We start from the raw sequence: 16,176 nt of genomic DNA on the forward strand, positions 1-16,176 counted from the left end.
TTTGTATAATGGGTCAGCGACTTACATTCAGTGGCAAGCTTAACCGGTTAGGGAAGGCGTAGCGAAAGCGAGTCCGAACAGGGCGTTGAGTCGCTGGGTGTAGACCCGAAACCAGATGATCTATCCATGGCCAGGTTGAAGGTGCGGTAACACGTACTGGAGGACCGAACCCACTAACGTTGAAAAGTTAGGGGATGAGCTGTGGATAGGGGTGAAAGGCTAAACAAATCTGGAAATAGCTGGTTCTCTCCGAAAACTATTTAGGTAGTGCCTCGTGTCTCACCTTCGGGGGTAGAGCACTGTCATGGTTGGGGGGTCTATTGCTGATTACCCCGCCATAGCAAACTCCGAATACCGAAGAGTGCAATCACGGGAGACAGACATCGGGTGCTAACGTCCGGTGTCAAGAGGGAAACAACCCAGACCGCCAGCTAAGGTCCCCAAGATTGGCTAAGTGGGAAACGAAGTGGGAAGGCTAAAACAGTCAGGAGGTTGGCTTAGAAGCAGCCACCCTTTAAAGAAAGCGTAATAGCTCACTGATCGAGTCGTCCTGCGCGGAAGATGTAACGGGGCTAAGCCAGTCACCGAAGCTGCGGACGCACGCAAGTGCGTGGTAGGAGAGCGTTCTGTAAGCCTGTGAAGGTGTCTTGTAAAGGATGCTGGAGGTATCAGAAGTGCGAATGCTGACATGAGTAGCGATAAAGGGGGTGAAAGGCCCCCTCGCCGTAAGCCCAAGGTTTCCTACGCAACGTTCATCGGCGTAGGGTGAGTCGGCCCCTAAGGCGAGGCAGAGATGCGTAGCTGATGGGAAGCAGGTTAATATTCCTGCACCGTCGTATGATGCGATGGGGGGACGGATCGCGGAAGGTTGTCCGGGTGTTGGAAGTCCCGGTCCCTGTAGTGGAGAAGGCGCTCAGGCAAATCCGGGCGCGGAATTCAAGGCTATGGGGCGAGCGGCCTAGTGCTGCGAAGCAATTGGAAGTGGTTCCAAGAAAAGCCTCTAAGCTTCAGTCATACGAGACCGTACCGCAAACCGACACAGGTGGGCGAGATGAGTATTCTAAGGCGCTTGAGAGAACTCGGGAGAAGGAACTCGGCAAATTGGTACCGTAACTTCGGGATAAGGTACGCCCTGGTAGCTTGACTGGCCTGCGCCAGAAGGGTGAAGGGGTTGCAATAAAATGGTGGCTGCGACTGTTTAATAAAAACACAGCACTCTGCAAACACGAAAGTGGACGTATAGGGTGTGACGCCTGCCCGGTGCCGGAAGATTAAATGATGGGGTGCAAGCTCTTGATTGAAGTCCCGGTAAACGGCGGCCGTAACTATAACGGTCCTAAGGTAGCGAAATTCCTTGTCGGGTAAGTTCCGACCTGCACGAATGGCGTAACGATGGCCACACTGTCTCCTCCCGAGACTCAGCGAAGTTGAAGTGTTTGTGATGATGCAATCTCCCCGCGGCTAGACGGAAAGACCCCATGAACCTTTACTGTAGCTTTGCATTGGACTTTGAACCGATCTGTGTAGGATAGGTGGGAGGCTTTGAAGCGTGGACGCTAGTTCACGTGGAGCCGTCCTTGAAATACCACCCTGGTTTGTTTGAGGTTCTAACCTTGGCCCGTGAATCCGGGTCGGGGACAGTGCATGGTAGGCAGTTTGACTGGGGCGGTCTCCTCCCAAAGTGTAACGGAGGAGTTCGAAGGTACGCTTGGTACGGTCGGACATCGTACCTAAAGTGCAATGGCAAAAGCGTGCTTAACTGCGAGACCGACAAGTCGAGCAGGTGCGAAAGCAGGACATAGTGATCCGGTGGTTCTGAATGGAAGGGCCATCGCTCAACGGATAAAAGGTACTCTGGGGATAACAGGCTGATACCGCCCAAGAGTTCATATCGACGGCGGTGTTTGGCACCTCGATGTCGGCTCATCTCATCCTGGGGCTGTAGCCGGTCCCAAGGGTATGGCTGTTCGCCATTTAAAGAGGTACGTGAGCTGGGTTTAAAACGTCGTGAGACAGTTTGGTCCCTATCTGCCGTGGGCGTTGGAATCTTGACGGGGGCTGCTCCTAGTACGAGAGGACCGGAGTGGACGTACCGCTGGTGTACCTGTTGTCTCGCCAGAGGCATCGCAGGGTAGCTATGTACGGAAGAGATAACCGCTGAAAGCATCTAAGCGGGAAACTCGCCTGAAGATGAGGATTCCCTGGAGGCTTGACCTCCTTGAAGGGTCGTTCGAGACCAGGACGTTGATAGGCTGGGTGTGGAAGCGCAGTAATGCGTTAAGCTAACCAGTACTAATTGCCCGTAAGGCTTGATCCTATAACCAGTGTGTTTCACCTGGTGAGTCGATCGCCTTGTGCCTCGATACACACACAACCAACACTACATCCCGATTCGTGACGCTGGCCTCAACCCCAGCGTCACAACCCCTCATGCCTGGTGACCATAGCGAGTTGGAACCACCCCTTCCCATCCCGAACAGGTCCGTGAAACGACTCCGCGCCGATGATAGTGCGGATTACCCGTGTGAAAGTAGGTCATCGCCAGGCTCTTATTGTGCAAAACCCCTCGACAGCGTGTGCTGCGAGGGGTTTTGTTTTTGGCGCTCGCCAGCGCCCTTGGCGCCGTAATACCATTGCCGCAGCTTTTCATTTCCGCACATGTCCGCTGACTGCGCCTGGTATCTCTATCTCCTCGAATGCACCGGCGATTCCATTTATACCGGAATCACCACGGACGTGGCCCGCCGGTTTGCCGAACACCAGTCCGGAAAGGGCGCCAAATATACGCGCTCACGCAAGCCGCTGCGCGTGCTCGGTCAGATGCGCTTCGCCACCAAGTCGGAAGCGTTGAAGGCGGAAATCGAAATCAAACGCATGAGTTCGGCGCAGAAGCGATCATTTTGCGCTCAGCTTCCGGCCCTCGACGCGCAGCACCAGACTGTGTGAAGTGAAGAAAAAACGGCCCGCATCGCGCTTGCGATGCGGGCCGTTTCACTCTGGCTTGCCGCTTCAGACCAGGGTCAGCGTAACGTCGATATTGCCGCGGGTCGCGTTCGAATACGGGCACACCTGATGCGCCTGCTCGATCAGCTTCTCGGCGGCTTCACGCTCGAAGCCCGGCAAGGAAATCTTCAGTTCGACCTGGATACCGAAGCCCTGCGGGATGGGACCGATGCCGACTGCGCCCTGGATCGATGCGTCGGCGGGCACGTTGATCTTCTGCTGGCTGGCGACATAGCGCATCGCACCGAGGAAGCATGCCGAATATCCGGCTGCGAACAATTGCTCGGGATTCAGACCGTTACCCGCACCCCCCATCTCCTTGGGCACGGCGAGCTTGGCGTCGAGCTGGCCGTCGGACGTGGTGGCACGGCCATCGCGGCCGCCGGTGGCGGTGGCATGGGCGGTATATACGACTTTCTCGAGTTTCATCTAAGGCTCCGGTTTGGTTGCCCCCAGGGGCGCCATCATTAATGCCTGCCGTCAGTCCGGCAAGCTGGAATCGGTCCGCGCTTGTTCGAGCGTCGACCGCAGTGCATGCAAGCGCCGCGTCAGCGCCTGGATCTCTTCGACCGGGCATTGCGTGGCACATAACATCTGTTCAGGAATCCCCTCGGCGCGCCGGCGCAGCGCACGGCCGGCGTCAGTCAGGCTGACCAGGACCCTGCGCTCGTCAGCCGCGTCGCGCGTGCGGGTCACCAGACCCGACACGGCCAGCCGCTTCAGCAGCGGCGTCAGGGTGCCCGAATCCAGCGCCAGGCGGTTGCCGAGTTCCGAGACCGACAACGTTTCCGTCTCCCACAAGACCAACATGACCAGATACTGCGGATAAGTAAGTCCAAGCTCACTTAATAGTGGCTTGTACAGCTTGGTCATCGCCAACGAGCTCGAATACAGCGCAAAGCATAGTTGGTGGTCCAGCAAAAGCCAGTCGGTGTGGGGGCCGTTGTCGCGTTCCATAGCGATATATTAGACGCAATTAGATTGTGTGCAAGATAAATTTTCGGGCGCCTGGTCGGTGGGCGCGTAGCGGGGGCGTGGGACCGCAAGCCTTAAGTCTGTTTTAAGTCTTGGTCGCTAGCATGACGGTGTTGCGTCGCATCGTGCCGACGCCAGATGCTAAAAGGAAAGGAACACCTATGATGCGCCAGACCATTGCTCGCACCGCCGTTGGTATCGCAGCGCTGGCCGCGCTCGGCGGCGGCTATGCCTATCTGCAGCGAGAAGTCATCACCCCGGGTTATGCGGCTCCCGCTCCCGTCGTGGCGGCCGCCCAGCCGGCGGCTGCCGTTGCCAGGCCGATGGACTTCTCCGGCATCGTCGCGCAGTACGGACCCGCCGTGGTCAATATCAGCGTGACCGCGCGCGCCCAGCGCACCGCGGTACAGATGCCGCCCGGCATCGATCCGGACGATCCGCTGTTCCAGTTCTTCAAGCGCTTCGGCCCGCAGTTCCAGGGGCCGCAAGGCGGCGCGCAGCAACTGGTGCGCGGGCAGGGCTCGGGCTTTATCGTCAGCCCCGATGGCCTGATCCTGACCAATGCGCACGTCGTCGACGGCGCGCAGGAAGTGACAGTCAAACTGACCGACCGCCGCGAGTTCAAGGCCAAGGTGCTGGGGACCGACCCGCAGACCGATGTGGCGGTGATCCGCATCGATGCCAGGGATTTGCCTACTGTGCGCCTGGGCGACCCGTCGCAGGTGCGCGTGGGCGAGCCGGTGCTGGCGATCGGCTCGCCTTACGGCTTCGAGAACACGGTGACCGCAGGCATCGTCAGCGCCAAGTCGCGCTCGCTGCCTGACGATACCTACGTGCCGTTCATCCAGACCGACGTGGCCGTCAATCCTGGCAACTCGGGCGGTCCGCTGTTCAACCAGCGCGGCGAGGTGGTCGGCATCAACTCGCAGATCTACAGCCAGACCGGCGGCTACCAGGGCCTCTCGTTTGCGATCCCGATCGACGTGGCAACCAAGGTGCAGCAGCAGCTCGTGGCGCACGGCAAGGTCACGCGCGGGCGCCTCGGCATCAGCGTGCAGGAGGTCAACCAGGCGCTGGCGCAGTCGTTCGGCCTGCCCAAGCCGACCGGTGCGCTGGTCAACTCGGTCGAGCCGGACAGCCCGGCGGCGCGCGCGGGACTGAAGCCGGGCGACGTCATCGTGCAGCTGAACAATGACGTGATCGACCATTCGGGCGACTTGCCCGAGCACGTGGCCGACATCAAGCCCGGCACGCAGAGCTCGCTGAAGATCATCCGCAAGGGACAGCCGATGACGTTGTCGGTGACGGTCGGCAGCGCGCGGGACCAGGCGGTGGCGCAGAAAGCGGGCGGCAAGGAGGCCAATGGCCGTCTGGGGCTGGCCGTGCGCCCGCTGTCGCCGGCGGAGAAGCGCGAAAGCGGGATCGAAGGCGGCCTGGTGGTCGAGGACGTGACCGGCCCCGCCGCGCGCGTGGGCATCCAGCCCGGCGACGTGATCCTGTCGCTCAACGGCACGCCCATCGCATCGGTCGATCAACTGCGCACGCTGGTGGGCAAGTCGGGCAAGCAGGTAGCGTTGCTGGTGCAGCGCGATGATGCGCGCATCTTCATTCCGCTCGATCTGGGTTGATCCTCGCGGGCACCCCTGCGTGCCCGCAAGCCGTTAACCAGCAAGGCTTCGACGCCTTCGCGGGCCGTATACCCGCACGTATACCGACACGTAAACAGGCGGGTATACGTGCCGGTATACGGCCCGCTAAGCCTTACCGGAGGCGGGATTCAGCGCAACGAACTACTTACAGAAAGCGCGCCAGCAGGTATCATCTCGACTGCGATGCACGAAGCATGCGGCGGCAGCCCCCGCCGGCCCTGGTTCTGCTGAATCGACAAAGAGGAAGTCTATGCAGTTGGATTTCACCCGTGCCCCGATGCCGGGTACCGATAGAGCGCGGCGACTGACGTCCACGACGTCTGCCACCGGCTCCGCGCCGAAGCCCCGGCGGCGCAAGAAAGAGGTCGCTCCGCACTGGGAGCGCGGCTACCGTTCGCACTTCTACCGCAACGAGCGTGGCGACAAGCTCGGCGAAGTGCGCCTGTCCGAGCGCGGCGAGCTGCCCGTGGTCTACCACTGGGCCGCCGGCAACTACTCCGGCGCGGAAGGCTCGCTGGCCCATGCCCGCGCGCGCGTGGAAGAGACCATCGGTTTCGGCATGCGCCAGCTGTCGCTGTTCTGAGCAGGATCTTCGCCGGTGCCGCGCCCGCCGGCACTGCGACCCGTCCGCGCCCACGCTTTGCGCGCGGTGCCTTCGCTTCTCCCTGACCTTCCCTGTCGTCCCCCGCAGTCCCAGGCGTAGCCCGCAGCCGGCGCAGTTGTTGCCAGCCCAGTGTCGCGAGGCGCGCAGCGCTCAGGCAAGCCGCCGCTGCAACAGCATGTACGCGGCCGCGCCGAGCGCCAGTGCGGCAATCAATCGATAGATATCCTCGCAGGCGACCAAGGTGGCCTGCTGCGTGAGCAGCGCGCTCAGTTGCGTCAGCGCGCCCTGATGTGCCTGCGCCGCATCGAAGCCGCGCGCCGCCAGCGCCGACTGCATCCCGGCCAGCCAGTGTTCTGCCTCGGCCGGCCGCTGGCCGACCGCGTGCAGCAGGCTGTCGTGCACCGCGAACTGGCGGTTCTGCAGCAGCACGGCGCCCAGCGCGGAGGCAAAGGAGCTGGCAATCTGCCGCATCAGGTTCTTGCTGCGGTAGCCGTGGGCAAACGCATCCGGGCTGAGCGCGCGGAACGTCAGCCCGGCGATGGGAATGATCACCAGCACGCCGAACAGGCCCTTGCCGACGAGTCCCCACGCCAGCGCCGGCGGCCCGGCGTCGGGCGGCATCCGCGAAAACCACCATGCCGTGGCCGCCATCAGCACCAGGCCGGCGACCATCAGCGGCTTCTTGCGCGCGAGGCGCGGCGCGACCCGCAGGTAGACGAAGATGCCGGCCAGGCTGACCAGCGCGGCGAAGGTATTGAGCCAGCCGGTGGTGGCCAGCGGAATCTTCAGCGCCTGTTCGGCATAGATCGGGAACAGGTAGCCGCTCAGGTTGCTGACCATGTAGTACACGAAGTACATCGCCAGGCCGGTCAGGTACACCGGCTGGCGCAGCGCGCGCAGGTGCAGCACCGGCGCGTGGTGGTGCCACTGGTGCCACAGGAACAGCGACAGCAGCACCAGCCCGGCCACGGCAACGAGGGCCAGGCGCAGCGGATGCGAGAACACGTCGAAGCGCGCTTCGGTCAGCGCCGCCTGCAAGGTCACGATGGCGGCACCGAACAGCAGCAGCGGTCCCAGTGCAGGGCCGTCGGCGCCGGCGCGCGGCTCGGCATCCGGCAGCAGCAGCCAAGCGCCCAGCGTCGCCAGCGCGGCGAACGGCAGCACGCCATAGAACACGTCTTGCCAGACCCCGTGCTCGATCAGTTCGGCGGCGAAGGCGGGCGCCAGCGCCGAGGCCGTGAAAATGCCGATCATGAAGATGCGCGTGGCGCGCGCCCGCTCCGCCGGCCCGAACAGCACGTTGACCAGGATGCGGCAACTGGTGAACAAGGCACCGCCGCCGAGGCCCTGGATGAAGCGCGCCACCACCATCTGCGGCAGCGCATGGCTGGTTGCGGCCACGCCGGTGCCGGCCATGAACAGCAGCAGCGCCCCGGTCAGGTAATGGCGGTAGCCGAACCGGCGCGACAGCCATTGCTGCTTCAGAATCATCAGCATGCTGCCGACGGCGTAGGCGGCCTGCACCAGCGCGAAGCTGCGCGGATCGGCATCCAGGCCGCCGACGATATGGCTGGAAGCAAACACGAACATGATGTTCTCGAGGAACTCCACGCCCGTGGCCAGCGCCAGCAGCAGCATCAGCAGGGTCTGGCGCTGCGGGCGGCTCAGCCAGCGCAGCCACCGCATGCCTGCGCGCAATCGCCACAGCGGCCGCCAGGCCGATCCCGAAGTCATGGCTGCAGCGTCTCCAGCGTCTGGTGCAGCACGCTGAGCGTGCGGGTGGCACTGGCCAGGCCGCTTGCGCCGAGGGGCGCCCAGGCCGCGCCATAGGCGCCGTGCACCGCCGGGGCGGCGCGCTCGAGCAGGCGGCGGCCGGCCGGCGTCAGGCTCAACTCCAGGCTGCGCCGGTCGCTGGCCGACGCGCGCCGGCGCAGCAGCCCGCGCGTTTCCAGGCCATCCAGCAGCCGTGTCATCTGGGTGCGGGTGGCATCGAGCGTGGCGCCCAGTTCGGACGGCATGCTGGGTTCACCCTCGTCGGCGGCCAGCATGCTCAACACCAGGTACTGGCTCATATCCAATTCAAAGGGCGCCAGGGCCTGGTCGATATGGCCGCGCAGCAGGCGTGCGGTGCGCAGCAGCAGCCGCGAGGCCAGGATCAGGTCGCGCGGGGCTTCAGGGTGGCTGGCGCAAAAGCGGTCGATGCGTTGCTCGAATGACATGGCGGGGCGGCGAATTGATAACAATCGATATAGTTACGAATGTAATTATATCATTTGTAGCTAACCGCGCGGATGCCGCCATCCGGTTACCGCCGCAATGCCGCCGCGACCCGGCGGATGCCGGCGTGCATCGAGGCCAGCGCTTGCGCATGCGTGTCGGCCGTCAGGTCGCCATAGCGCAGGCTGACATAGGCGGCGCTGACGGCGGCGATCGCCTGGTCGGCCGCCGGCAGCTGGGCGCTGGCCCGCGCGGCAAAGTCCTGCGGGCCTTCGGCGGGGGCGCGCGTGCAGCCGTGGCGGGCCAGCACGGCGCAGAAGCGGGCATAGGCCGCGCCGACCGGGTCCGCCGGTGCGCGCCGCCGCCACAGGGGCACCAGCGCCAGCAGGCACAGCACGCCGAGCACGACCGCCAGCAACGGCCCGGCACCGGCGCTGGTGCCGAGCGCCTGCAGCAGCCGCTGCTGCCGCGCATGGTCGTACTGCAGCACCCAGCGTTGCCAGGTGTAGACCATGCCCTCGTAGGCCCAGCGCAAATCCTTGAGCCACGCCGGTTGCCGCGACGGTCGCCAGTCAGCGGCTTCGTTGCCGACCACCGCATCCAGGCCCTGCTCGATGCGGCTGGGCGCTACCGCGCTGGTCGGGTCCACACGCATCCAGCCGCGGCCATCCAGCCAGACCTCGGCCCATGCGTGGGCATCGGACTGGCGCACCACGTAGTGGCCGGCCATGGGGTTGTACTCGCCGCCCTGGTAGCCCGTGACCACGCGCGCCGGCACGCTGGCGGCGCGCATCAGGAAGACGAAGCTGCTGGCGTAGTGCTCGCAGAAACCGCGCCGGGTGTCGAACACAAAGCTGTCGACCTGTTCGGCCCCCAGCGGCGGCGGCGTCGGCGTATAAGCGAAGGGCGCGGCCGCGAACAGCCGCAGCGCAGCCTGCACGCGTGCCGCGGGATCGGCATGGCGCTGTGCCCATTGCGCGGCCAGCGCGCGGGCGCGCGGGTTGCCGGGCGGCAGGCTCAGCGCCAGCCGCAGCGTGGCCGGCGACAGCGTTTCCGCCGGCGGTGACAGCGTAGAGTGCGTGCGATAGCGGATGCGCTGGTCCACGGCCCGACGCACCATGAACTCGCCGTCCGGCGTGATCGCGGCATCGGCGCCGGCGGACAGCGCCTGGCCGCGGTCGAGCACGAACAGCCAGCGCTGCCGGCTGGGCTCCAGCGTGATGGTGATGTCGAGGCCCGCCGTGCCGCCGGCGCCCGCCGCCGGCGCCAGTTGCTGGCGCCGCAGCCGCGCCGGGTGCCAGGTGATGCCGTCGTATTCCCACAGCACCAGCGCGCGCCAGTAGAGCGCGGCCGGCGGCAGCGGCGGGCCGGCAATTTCGGCGCGCAGGGCGACCTCGGGCGAACGGATCAGCTGCCCGACACTGCCCGGGCGCATGGTGTCGCTGATGCCGGTGGTGCCGCTCGGCGCCGACTGGGGCAGCTGCCACAGCGGGTGCTCCAGGCGCGGGAACAGCACGAACAGCGCCAGCGCCCACGGCAAGCCCAGCAACGCCATGCGGCCCAGCAGCGGCCAGATCGCCAGCCGGCTGCGTGCCTCGGGGTGATGCAGCAACAGCCAGTTGCGCAGCACCCAGGCGCCGATGGCCAGGCTGTACAGCGCCAGCCAGAACGGCTGGTCGGACAGGTAAAGCGTCAGCAGCAGGTAGAACGACAGCTGCGTGACCAGGGTCGCGTCCGACAGCGCGCGGCATTCCAGCAGCTTGAGGATGACGAAGGCGCCCAGCAACGCCACCGCCAGCTCGCGCCCGATGCCGCCCCCGTCCTGCCACACCAGCGCGCACGCCACTACCAGCACCAGCATCGCCGTCGTGCCGAGCATCCAGCGCGACGGCAGCGGTGCCCGCCGCCGCCACAGCAGCCAGCGCCACGCCAGCAACAGCACCAGCAGCAGGCTGACCGCCACCGGCAGCGTGCGCGCCTGCGGCGCCAGCACCAGCGCCAGCTGGCCGAGCAGCAGGCCATGGTCTTCGTGCCGCAGCGGCCGGGGTGCGGTCTTCATACGTGTGCCGCGGCGCGGTCGGTGCCGGGACGTTGCGGCCACAAGGCCAGCGCCTCGAGGCAGGCGCGCCGGTGGCTGGCGCCGCGCGCCGGCGGCAGTTCGATGCCGGGCAGCCGCAGGCCGATCTCGGCCTCGTCGCCGGCGGCCAGCAGCCACGCGCACAGGCGCGACAGCCGCGCCTCGGCCTCCATGCCGGCGGGCAGCGCGTGCCAGTCCAGCCAGCGCGCCGGCTGGCGCGGCGGATCGCCGGCGCGGCTGAGCCAGCGTCCGGTGCGCGCGCTGTGTTTCCACGCGATGCGGTGCAGCGGGTCGCCGCTGCGGTAGCGGCGCAGCTGGTCGATGCCGTCTTCGCTGCTCGACGTGCTGGCGGCGGCCTGCGCGCCGTCGCCATCGTCGGGGCGGTGCACGGGCGGCGGCGGCGGGGCGCCGGGCTCGGGCGCCGGGAAGACCAGCGTCGACAGCTCCAGGTCCGCATGGCTCCAGACATGGAACAGGCCGAACGGAAAGCGGCTGGCGATCGTCACGCGCGGCAGTGCCAGGCGGCCCCGGCGTGGCGCCGGCACGTGCAGTGCCAGCATGCCGCTGGCATTGGCATCGAGGGTCAGCGTCGCGGCAGCGATCTCCGGCATGGCGGCCAGGCGCGCCTCGATGCCGATGCGCGCGTCGCCGCCGCGGCTGTCGACCCGCACGTGGAACACCGCGTCCTGCCCGGCATGGACCGCCGCCACCGGCCCCGCAGCGACGGCGAGATCGAGCAGGTTGCGGTAGGCCAGCCACATGCATGACATGCCGATGCCGGCGAGCATGAAGGTCAGCGCAAAGCCGAGGCTGATGTTGTAGTTCAGCGAGGTCATCAGCATCGCGGCCAGCACCACCGCAAAGCCGACCCCGCCGCGCGTGGGCAGGATATAGAGATGGCGGCGGTCCAGCACCACCACGCCGCCCGCGCCGCCCGCACCGCCACCAGGGCGCCGGCTTGCGGCGCGGCGCCGTGGAAGGCGAGGCGTGCCGCCGAGCACGCCCTTGCGCGCCGCCATGGCGCTCAGGGAATCGCCACGCCGGCCAGCAGCGCGGCCAGCTGGCCGTCGACGGCGGCGTGGCCGCCGGCCCCGGCCGGCAACACGCGGTGCGCCGCCACCGCCATGAAGACTGCCTGCACGTCCTCGGGCAGCACCAGGTCACGCTGGGCCAGCAGTGCCCAGGCCCGCGCGCAGGCCAGCAGCGCCAGCCCGGCGCGCGGCGACAGCCCCGCGGCAAAGCCGCCGTGGCTGCGCGTGGCCTGCACCAGCGCCAGCACGTAGTCGACCAGCGCCGGGCTGGCGTACACCTGTGCGGCCGCTTCCTGCAGCGCCAGCACCTGGCCGCCATCCATCACCGGCGGCAACTCCGCCGCGCTGGCGCCACCCAGGTACAGCACGCGCTCGAAGGCGGGGTCGGGGTAGCCCAGCGACAGCCGCATGGTGAAGCGGTCCAGCTGGGATTCGGGCAGCGCATGGGTGCCGATCTGCTCCAGCGGATTCTGCGTGGCGATGACAAAAAACGGCGACGGCAGCGCATGCGTGGCGCCGTCATGGGTCACCTGCCCCTCGGCCATTGCCTCGAGCAGCGCACTCTGGGTCTTGGGCGGGGCGCGGTTGATCTCGTCGGCCAGCACTACCTGCGCGAACACGGGGCCGCGGTGGAAGCGGAATTCGCCGGCGTCGCGGACGAATACCGAGACCCCGATCAGGTCGGCCGGCAACAGGTCGCTGGTGAACTGCACGCGCTGGTAGTGCAGACCCAGCGTACGCGCCAGCGCATGCGCCAGCGTGGTCTTGCCCACGCCCGGCACGTCTTCCAGCAGCAGGTGGCCGCGTGCCAGCATGCAGGCCAGCGCCAGCCGCAACTGCTGGGGCTTGCCAACGACAATGCGGCCCAGCTGGGCCTGGGCCTCGGCCAGCGAAGCGACGATGCGGGGGCGTGCAGTCACGTTGGACCTCGGCGCAGAGCCTGAAAAAGACGCGGTTGGTGCAGCAATTATCGGGCAAAGACCAGCGCATTGTAGCGGCGCGCACGCCATGCGCGACCGTCTGTTGCCGTACGCAGGCGGCCGGGCGCCCGCAGGGCCCACAGGATGCGGATGCGGCGCCTGCGCCAGATGGCGCTGGTTCTGGCATCATGAGCCTGTCGGGCCACCGCGGCCCTGTTCTTCTTTCCGCCTCTTTGCGCGGCCTTGCGCCGCGCCTGCTGCAATGACCTCGCTGGATCCCTGCGCCGACCTGCCCGCTTCCACCCTGTCTGCCGATGCCGGCGCGCTGCTGCGCCTGGCGCAGGCGTTCCATGCCAACGGTTTCGTGATCCTGCGCGGCTTCGCCGACGAGCCGACGTGCGCGGCGCTGGAAGCGGTGACGCGCCAGCATCTCGCCGGGGCGGTGCCGCCGGTGGAGTTCGAGGCCGACCTCGGCTATCCCGGCGCCCCGGCCACGCGCGATGCCGCCGGCGGCAGCACGGTCAGGCGCCTGCGACAGGCCTACGGGCGCGACGCGGTGTTTCGCCGCTGGGCCAGCGACCCGAAGCTGGTGGCCGTGGTGCAGGCCTTGCTCGGCGAGCCCGCCCGCATCACGCTGGCGCATCACAACTGCGTGATGACCAAGCATCCCCACTACGGCAGCCAGACCGGCTGGCACCGCGATACCCGCTACTGGTCGTTTGCGCGGCCGGAACTGGTGACGGTGTGGCTGGCGCTGGGCGACGAGGACGAGCGCAATGGCGTGCTGCGCGTCATCCCGGGTTCGCACCAGGCGAAGCTGGAGCCCGGCCAGCTGGACCCGGCCGAATTCCTGATCGAAGCCCACCCCGCCAGCCAGCCGCTGCTGGACGCGGCGCAGCCGCTGGCGCTGCATCGTGGCGATGTGCTCTGCTTCGACAGCCGGCTGTTCCATGCGGCCGGCCGCAATGCGTCCAACGCGGTCAAGCTGTCGGTGGCGTTCGCGTATTTCGGCGCCAGCAACCGGCCGCTGGACGGCACGCGCTCGGCCGAGTTCGGCAGCGTGGAGCTGCCCGCGGCCTGAGCCGCGCGGCCCGCGCTCAGGTGCGCAGCCCGACCAGCCCGGAAATCTTCTCCGAGGCTTCGAGCAGCGGCGGCAGGAAGCGCTCCAGCATCTCCTGCGCGCTGGTGCGGTTGGCCTGGCCGCTGATGTTGATGGCGGCGATGGTGTGGCCGGCGCGGTTGCGGATCGGCGCGGCCAGCGACACCAGTCCTTCCTCCAGCTCCTGGTCGTTCAGGGCCCAGCCGCGCTGGCGGATATCGGCGACGATGGCCTTGAGCGCGTCCACGTCGGTCACGGTGCGTCCGGTGCGCGCGCGCAGGTCGGTGGCGCGCAGCACGCTATCCAGCTCGGCCTCGCTCAGCCCGGCCAGCAGCACCCGTCCCATCGACGAGCAGTACGCCGGCAGGCGGCTGCCGATCGACAGGTTGATGGTCATGATCTTGCGCGCCGGCACGCGCAGCACATAGACGATCTCGGTGCCGTCCAGCACCGAGATCGAGCAGCTTTCATGGACCTGCTGCGACAGCGACTCCATGATCGGCTCGGCCAGGTTCCAGAACGGCATCGAGGTCAGGTAGGCGAACCCCAGGTCCAGGATCTTGGGCGTGAGCCGGAACAGGCGCCCGTCGGCCTGCACATAGCCCAGCCCCACCAGCGTCAGCAGGATGCGGCGCGCGCCGGCGCGCGTCAGGCCGCTGGCCTGGGCGATTTCGGTCAGGGTCTGGGCCGGGTGCTGTGCGTTGAAGGCCCGGATCACCGACAGCCCGCGTGCAAAGGACTGCACATAGCTGTCGCTCGGCTTTTCGGGCGTGGCGGCGCTGTCGGCGGTCGGCGATGCTGGCGGCGGGGTCTGGCGGGAATCGGTGGGACTGGCCATCTGCGTAGCCCGGCGCGGTTCGCCGGATTGGCACGGAAAGGCCGAAAGGGTAGAGGAAATGCCGGGATTGCGCCAGTACCGGGCCCGGACAGCCCGCGGCGGCCAATACCGGGGCCTCAGCGGAAGCTGCGCTGCACCAGCACGAACACCGCCCCCGCCACGCACAGCGCGGCAAAGCCATGCAGCAGGTCCATGCCGGCGAGCAGCGTCGCCTGCCGGTCGACTTCCTGCGAGAGCTTGGCCAGTCCCGCCGCGGAAAGCGCATCGGGCATCTGCAGCACCGGGTTGAAGCGGGTGATGTGCTCGACCAGGTGGGTGCGGTGCTGCGCCAGGCCGTCCTGCATGAAGACGCTGGCGAGGCCGGTGCCCATCGCCGAGGCGATCTGCTTGCACACGTTCTTGAACTGGTAGGCGTGCGAGAAGTCCTCGACCGGCACGTCCAGGTAGGTCATCGACGCCACCTGCACCATCAGCAGCACCGGCGTCAGCCCTTCGAGCAGCACCACCGGCACCAGCGCGTAGTCCGGCGCGCCCGGCATCAGCTGGGTCGACAGCAGCAGCGCCGCGCAGGCGTAGACGATAAATCCGATCGCGATCACGCGCCGCTTGCGGAACACCAGCGCCATGCCCAGCGTGATCACGATAGCGCCAATGGCCGACACCGTGCCGCTGGTCGACAGCAGCATGCAGGTGGTGCGAAAGGTCAGCCCCAGCCCGGTCTGCGTCAGCGTCGGCAGCAGGAACGACCACGCCGACGACAGCAGGTAGTACAGCGTATAGAAGCCCAGCCCATACAGGTACTGGCGCCCGGCCAGGCGGGAGAAGTCGATCCACGGGTCCGGATGGCGGTACAGCCGCCAGCCGCTGAAGGCAAACAGCGCCACCCCGCACAGCGCGGCCAGCGGCATCTCCAGCGAGCTGAAGAAGCGCGTGTAGCGCATTTCCTGCAGCGTATGCAGGAACACCAGCGCGCCCAGTGCGGCGGCGATGGCGGCGGGCCAGTCCAGCGTCGACACCGGCGGATGCGAATCGCGCGGCGCCGGTGCCGGGTAGGTCAGCGCCACCGACAGCAGCACTGGCAGCGCAATGCCGGCCTGGAACAGAAACACCGCGCGCCAGCCGATATCGTCCAGGAAGATGCTGGTTAGCCACGGCGTGATCGCCAGCATCGAGAACGCGCCGCCGCCGAAGCGCAGCATCAGCGGGCCGCGCTCGGCCGGCGTCGACACCAGCTGGACCAGGATGCGCGAGGCCGCGAACAGGCCGCCCGCGCCCAGTCCCTGCACCGCCTTGCCGGTGATCAGCCCGGCCGGGCTGGCAAACTCCGCGCAGATCAGCGAGCCCGCGATGAACACCAGCAGCGACGCCATGGTGAAGCGCTTGTACGTGATGCGGCGCGCGAGCTGGTCCAGCACCATGTTCATCAGCACCGCGGTGGCGGCGTAGGCGGAGATCGCGTACAGGTAGTCTTCGGGAGCCGCCCCGACGCCGCCCTGGATATGCTGGCTGGCCACGCCCATCATCAGCGTGGAAGAGAAGTCGATGCCGGTCACCAGACCCAGCGTCAAACCGAACAATGAGAGACGCCAGTGGCCCATTTCCGGGTGACTGGCAAGCTGCATGCGGGGGCGCGCGGGCGTGGTTGGGGTGGGGGCGGGAGTTGCCGGAACTGCGGGGGCCAGGGCGTCCGGTCCGGCTGGGACAGACCTTTGTTGCATCGCTCAAGCATAATGTAGGCCCACCGTCGAGAACTACAGGTTGTC

General features: G+C 66.8%; 13 protein-coding genes and 2 rRNA genes (1 of these 15 only partly in view). 6 read left to right on the forward strand and 9 right to left on the reverse strand.

What is annotated here, in order from left to right; translation table 11 throughout:
* From RALTA_RS16570 to RALTA_RS16580, 3 genes are all read left to right on the forward strand, one after another.
* Positions 1 to 2,317 (forward strand): 23S ribosomal RNA (locus RALTA_RS16570); it begins 562 nt to the left of the window's first position.
* A gap of 116 nt (positions 2,318 to 2,433) precedes the next feature.
* Positions 2,434 to 2,547 (forward strand): 5S ribosomal RNA (gene rrf / locus RALTA_RS16575).
* Positions 2,548 to 2,658: 111 nt separating this feature from the next.
* Positions 2,659 to 2,946 (forward strand): GIY-YIG nuclease family protein, encoded by a 288-nt coding sequence (locus tag RALTA_RS16580; RefSeq protein WP_041232420.1) that lies wholly within the window; start codon positions 2,659 to 2,661, stop codon positions 2,944 to 2,946.
* Positions 2,947 to 3,009: 63 nt separating this feature from the next.
* On the opposite strand, the gene RALTA_RS16585 is transcribed toward RALTA_RS16580, so the two are convergent.
* Both RALTA_RS16585 and RALTA_RS16590 read right to left on the reverse strand, forming a co-directional pair.
* Complete coding sequence (locus tag RALTA_RS16585; protein ID WP_012355022.1) at positions 3,010 to 3,432, reverse strand: organic hydroperoxide resistance protein; 423 nt, start codon at positions 3,430 to 3,432, stop codon at positions 3,010 to 3,012.
* A gap of 51 nt (positions 3,433 to 3,483) precedes the next feature.
* Positions 3,484 to 3,960: a MarR family winged helix-turn-helix transcriptional regulator gene (locus RALTA_RS16590; protein ID WP_012355023.1), complete on the reverse strand. Its 477-nt coding sequence runs from the start codon at positions 3,958 to 3,960 to the stop codon at positions 3,484 to 3,486.
* Positions 3,961 to 4,139: 179 nt separating this feature from the next.
* Here RALTA_RS16590 and RALTA_RS16595 point away from each other — a divergent pair, with 179 nt between their 5' ends.
* Both RALTA_RS16595 and RALTA_RS16600 read left to right on the forward strand, forming a co-directional pair.
* Positions 4,140 to 5,606 (forward strand): DegQ family serine endoprotease, encoded by a 1,467-nt coding sequence (locus RALTA_RS16595; RefSeq protein ID WP_041232421.1) that lies wholly within the window; start codon positions 4,140 to 4,142, stop codon positions 5,604 to 5,606.
* Between the two features lie 271 nt (positions 5,607 to 5,877).
* Positions 5,878 to 6,210 (forward strand): hypothetical protein, encoded by a 333-nt coding sequence (locus RALTA_RS16600; RefSeq protein ID WP_018004792.1) that lies wholly within the window; start codon positions 5,878 to 5,880, stop codon positions 6,208 to 6,210.
* 171 nt (positions 6,211 to 6,381) lie between these two features.
* Here RALTA_RS16600 and RALTA_RS16605 read toward each other — a convergent pair whose 3' ends face one another.
* The 5 genes from RALTA_RS16605 to RALTA_RS16625 all read right to left on the reverse strand — a co-directional run bounded on the left by RALTA_RS16605 (position 6,382) and on the right by RALTA_RS16625 (position 12,476).
* The gene (locus RALTA_RS16605; protein WP_012355026.1) at positions 6,382 to 7,965 is read right to left on the reverse strand and encodes an MFS transporter; all 1,584 of its coding nucleotides are present in this window, start codon (positions 7,963 to 7,965) and stop codon (positions 6,382 to 6,384) included.
* Positions 7,962 to 8,450: a MarR family winged helix-turn-helix transcriptional regulator gene (locus RALTA_RS16610; protein ID WP_041232422.1), complete on the reverse strand. Its 489-nt coding sequence runs from the start codon at positions 8,448 to 8,450 to the stop codon at positions 7,962 to 7,964. The genes RALTA_RS16605 and RALTA_RS16610 overlap by 4 nt, the downstream gene beginning before the upstream one ends.
* An 86-nt stretch (positions 8,451 to 8,536) precedes the next feature.
* On the reverse strand, positions 8,537 to 10,507 hold the full coding sequence (locus RALTA_RS16615; RefSeq protein ID WP_012355028.1) for a transglutaminase TgpA family protein: 1,971 nt from the start codon (positions 10,505 to 10,507) through the stop codon (positions 8,537 to 8,539).
* Positions 10,504 to 11,544, reverse strand: a complete 1,041-nt coding sequence (locus RALTA_RS16620) for a DUF58 domain-containing protein (protein ID WP_025582867.1) — start codon at positions 11,542 to 11,544, stop codon at positions 10,504 to 10,506. Before RALTA_RS16620 ends, RALTA_RS16615 begins: the two co-directional genes overlap by 4 nt.
* Before the next feature lie 5 nt (positions 11,545 to 11,549).
* Positions 11,550 to 12,476, reverse strand: coding sequence for an AAA family ATPase (locus RALTA_RS16625; RefSeq protein WP_012355030.1), 927 nt, complete (start codon positions 12,474 to 12,476; stop codon positions 11,550 to 11,552).
* Between the two features lie 262 nt (positions 12,477 to 12,738).
* On the opposite strand from RALTA_RS16625, the gene RALTA_RS16630 reads away from it, so the two are divergent.
* Positions 12,739 to 13,557 (forward strand): phytanoyl-CoA dioxygenase family protein, encoded by an 819-nt coding sequence (locus RALTA_RS16630; RefSeq protein ID WP_012355031.1) that lies wholly within the window; start codon positions 12,739 to 12,741, stop codon positions 13,555 to 13,557.
* A gap of 16 nt (positions 13,558 to 13,573) precedes the next feature.
* On the opposite strand, the gene RALTA_RS16635 is transcribed toward RALTA_RS16630, so the two are convergent.
* Both RALTA_RS16635 and RALTA_RS16640 read right to left on the reverse strand, forming a co-directional pair.
* Positions 13,574 to 14,413 (reverse strand): IclR family transcriptional regulator, encoded by an 840-nt coding sequence (locus RALTA_RS16635; RefSeq protein ID WP_012355032.1) that lies wholly within the window; start codon positions 14,411 to 14,413, stop codon positions 13,574 to 13,576.
* A 116-nt stretch (positions 14,414 to 14,529) separates the two neighbouring features.
* On the reverse strand, positions 14,530 to 16,131 hold the full coding sequence (locus RALTA_RS16640; protein ID WP_041232423.1) for an MFS transporter: 1,602 nt from the start codon (positions 16,129 to 16,131) through the stop codon (positions 14,530 to 14,532).
* Between the last annotated feature and the right edge of the window lie 45 nt (positions 16,132 to 16,176).

Origin of the sequence: Cupriavidus taiwanensis LMG 19424, assembly GCF_000069785.1 — a bacterium.
In the GTDB taxonomy this organism is placed as follows: Bacteria; Pseudomonadota; Gammaproteobacteria; order Burkholderiales; family Burkholderiaceae; genus Cupriavidus; species Cupriavidus taiwanensis.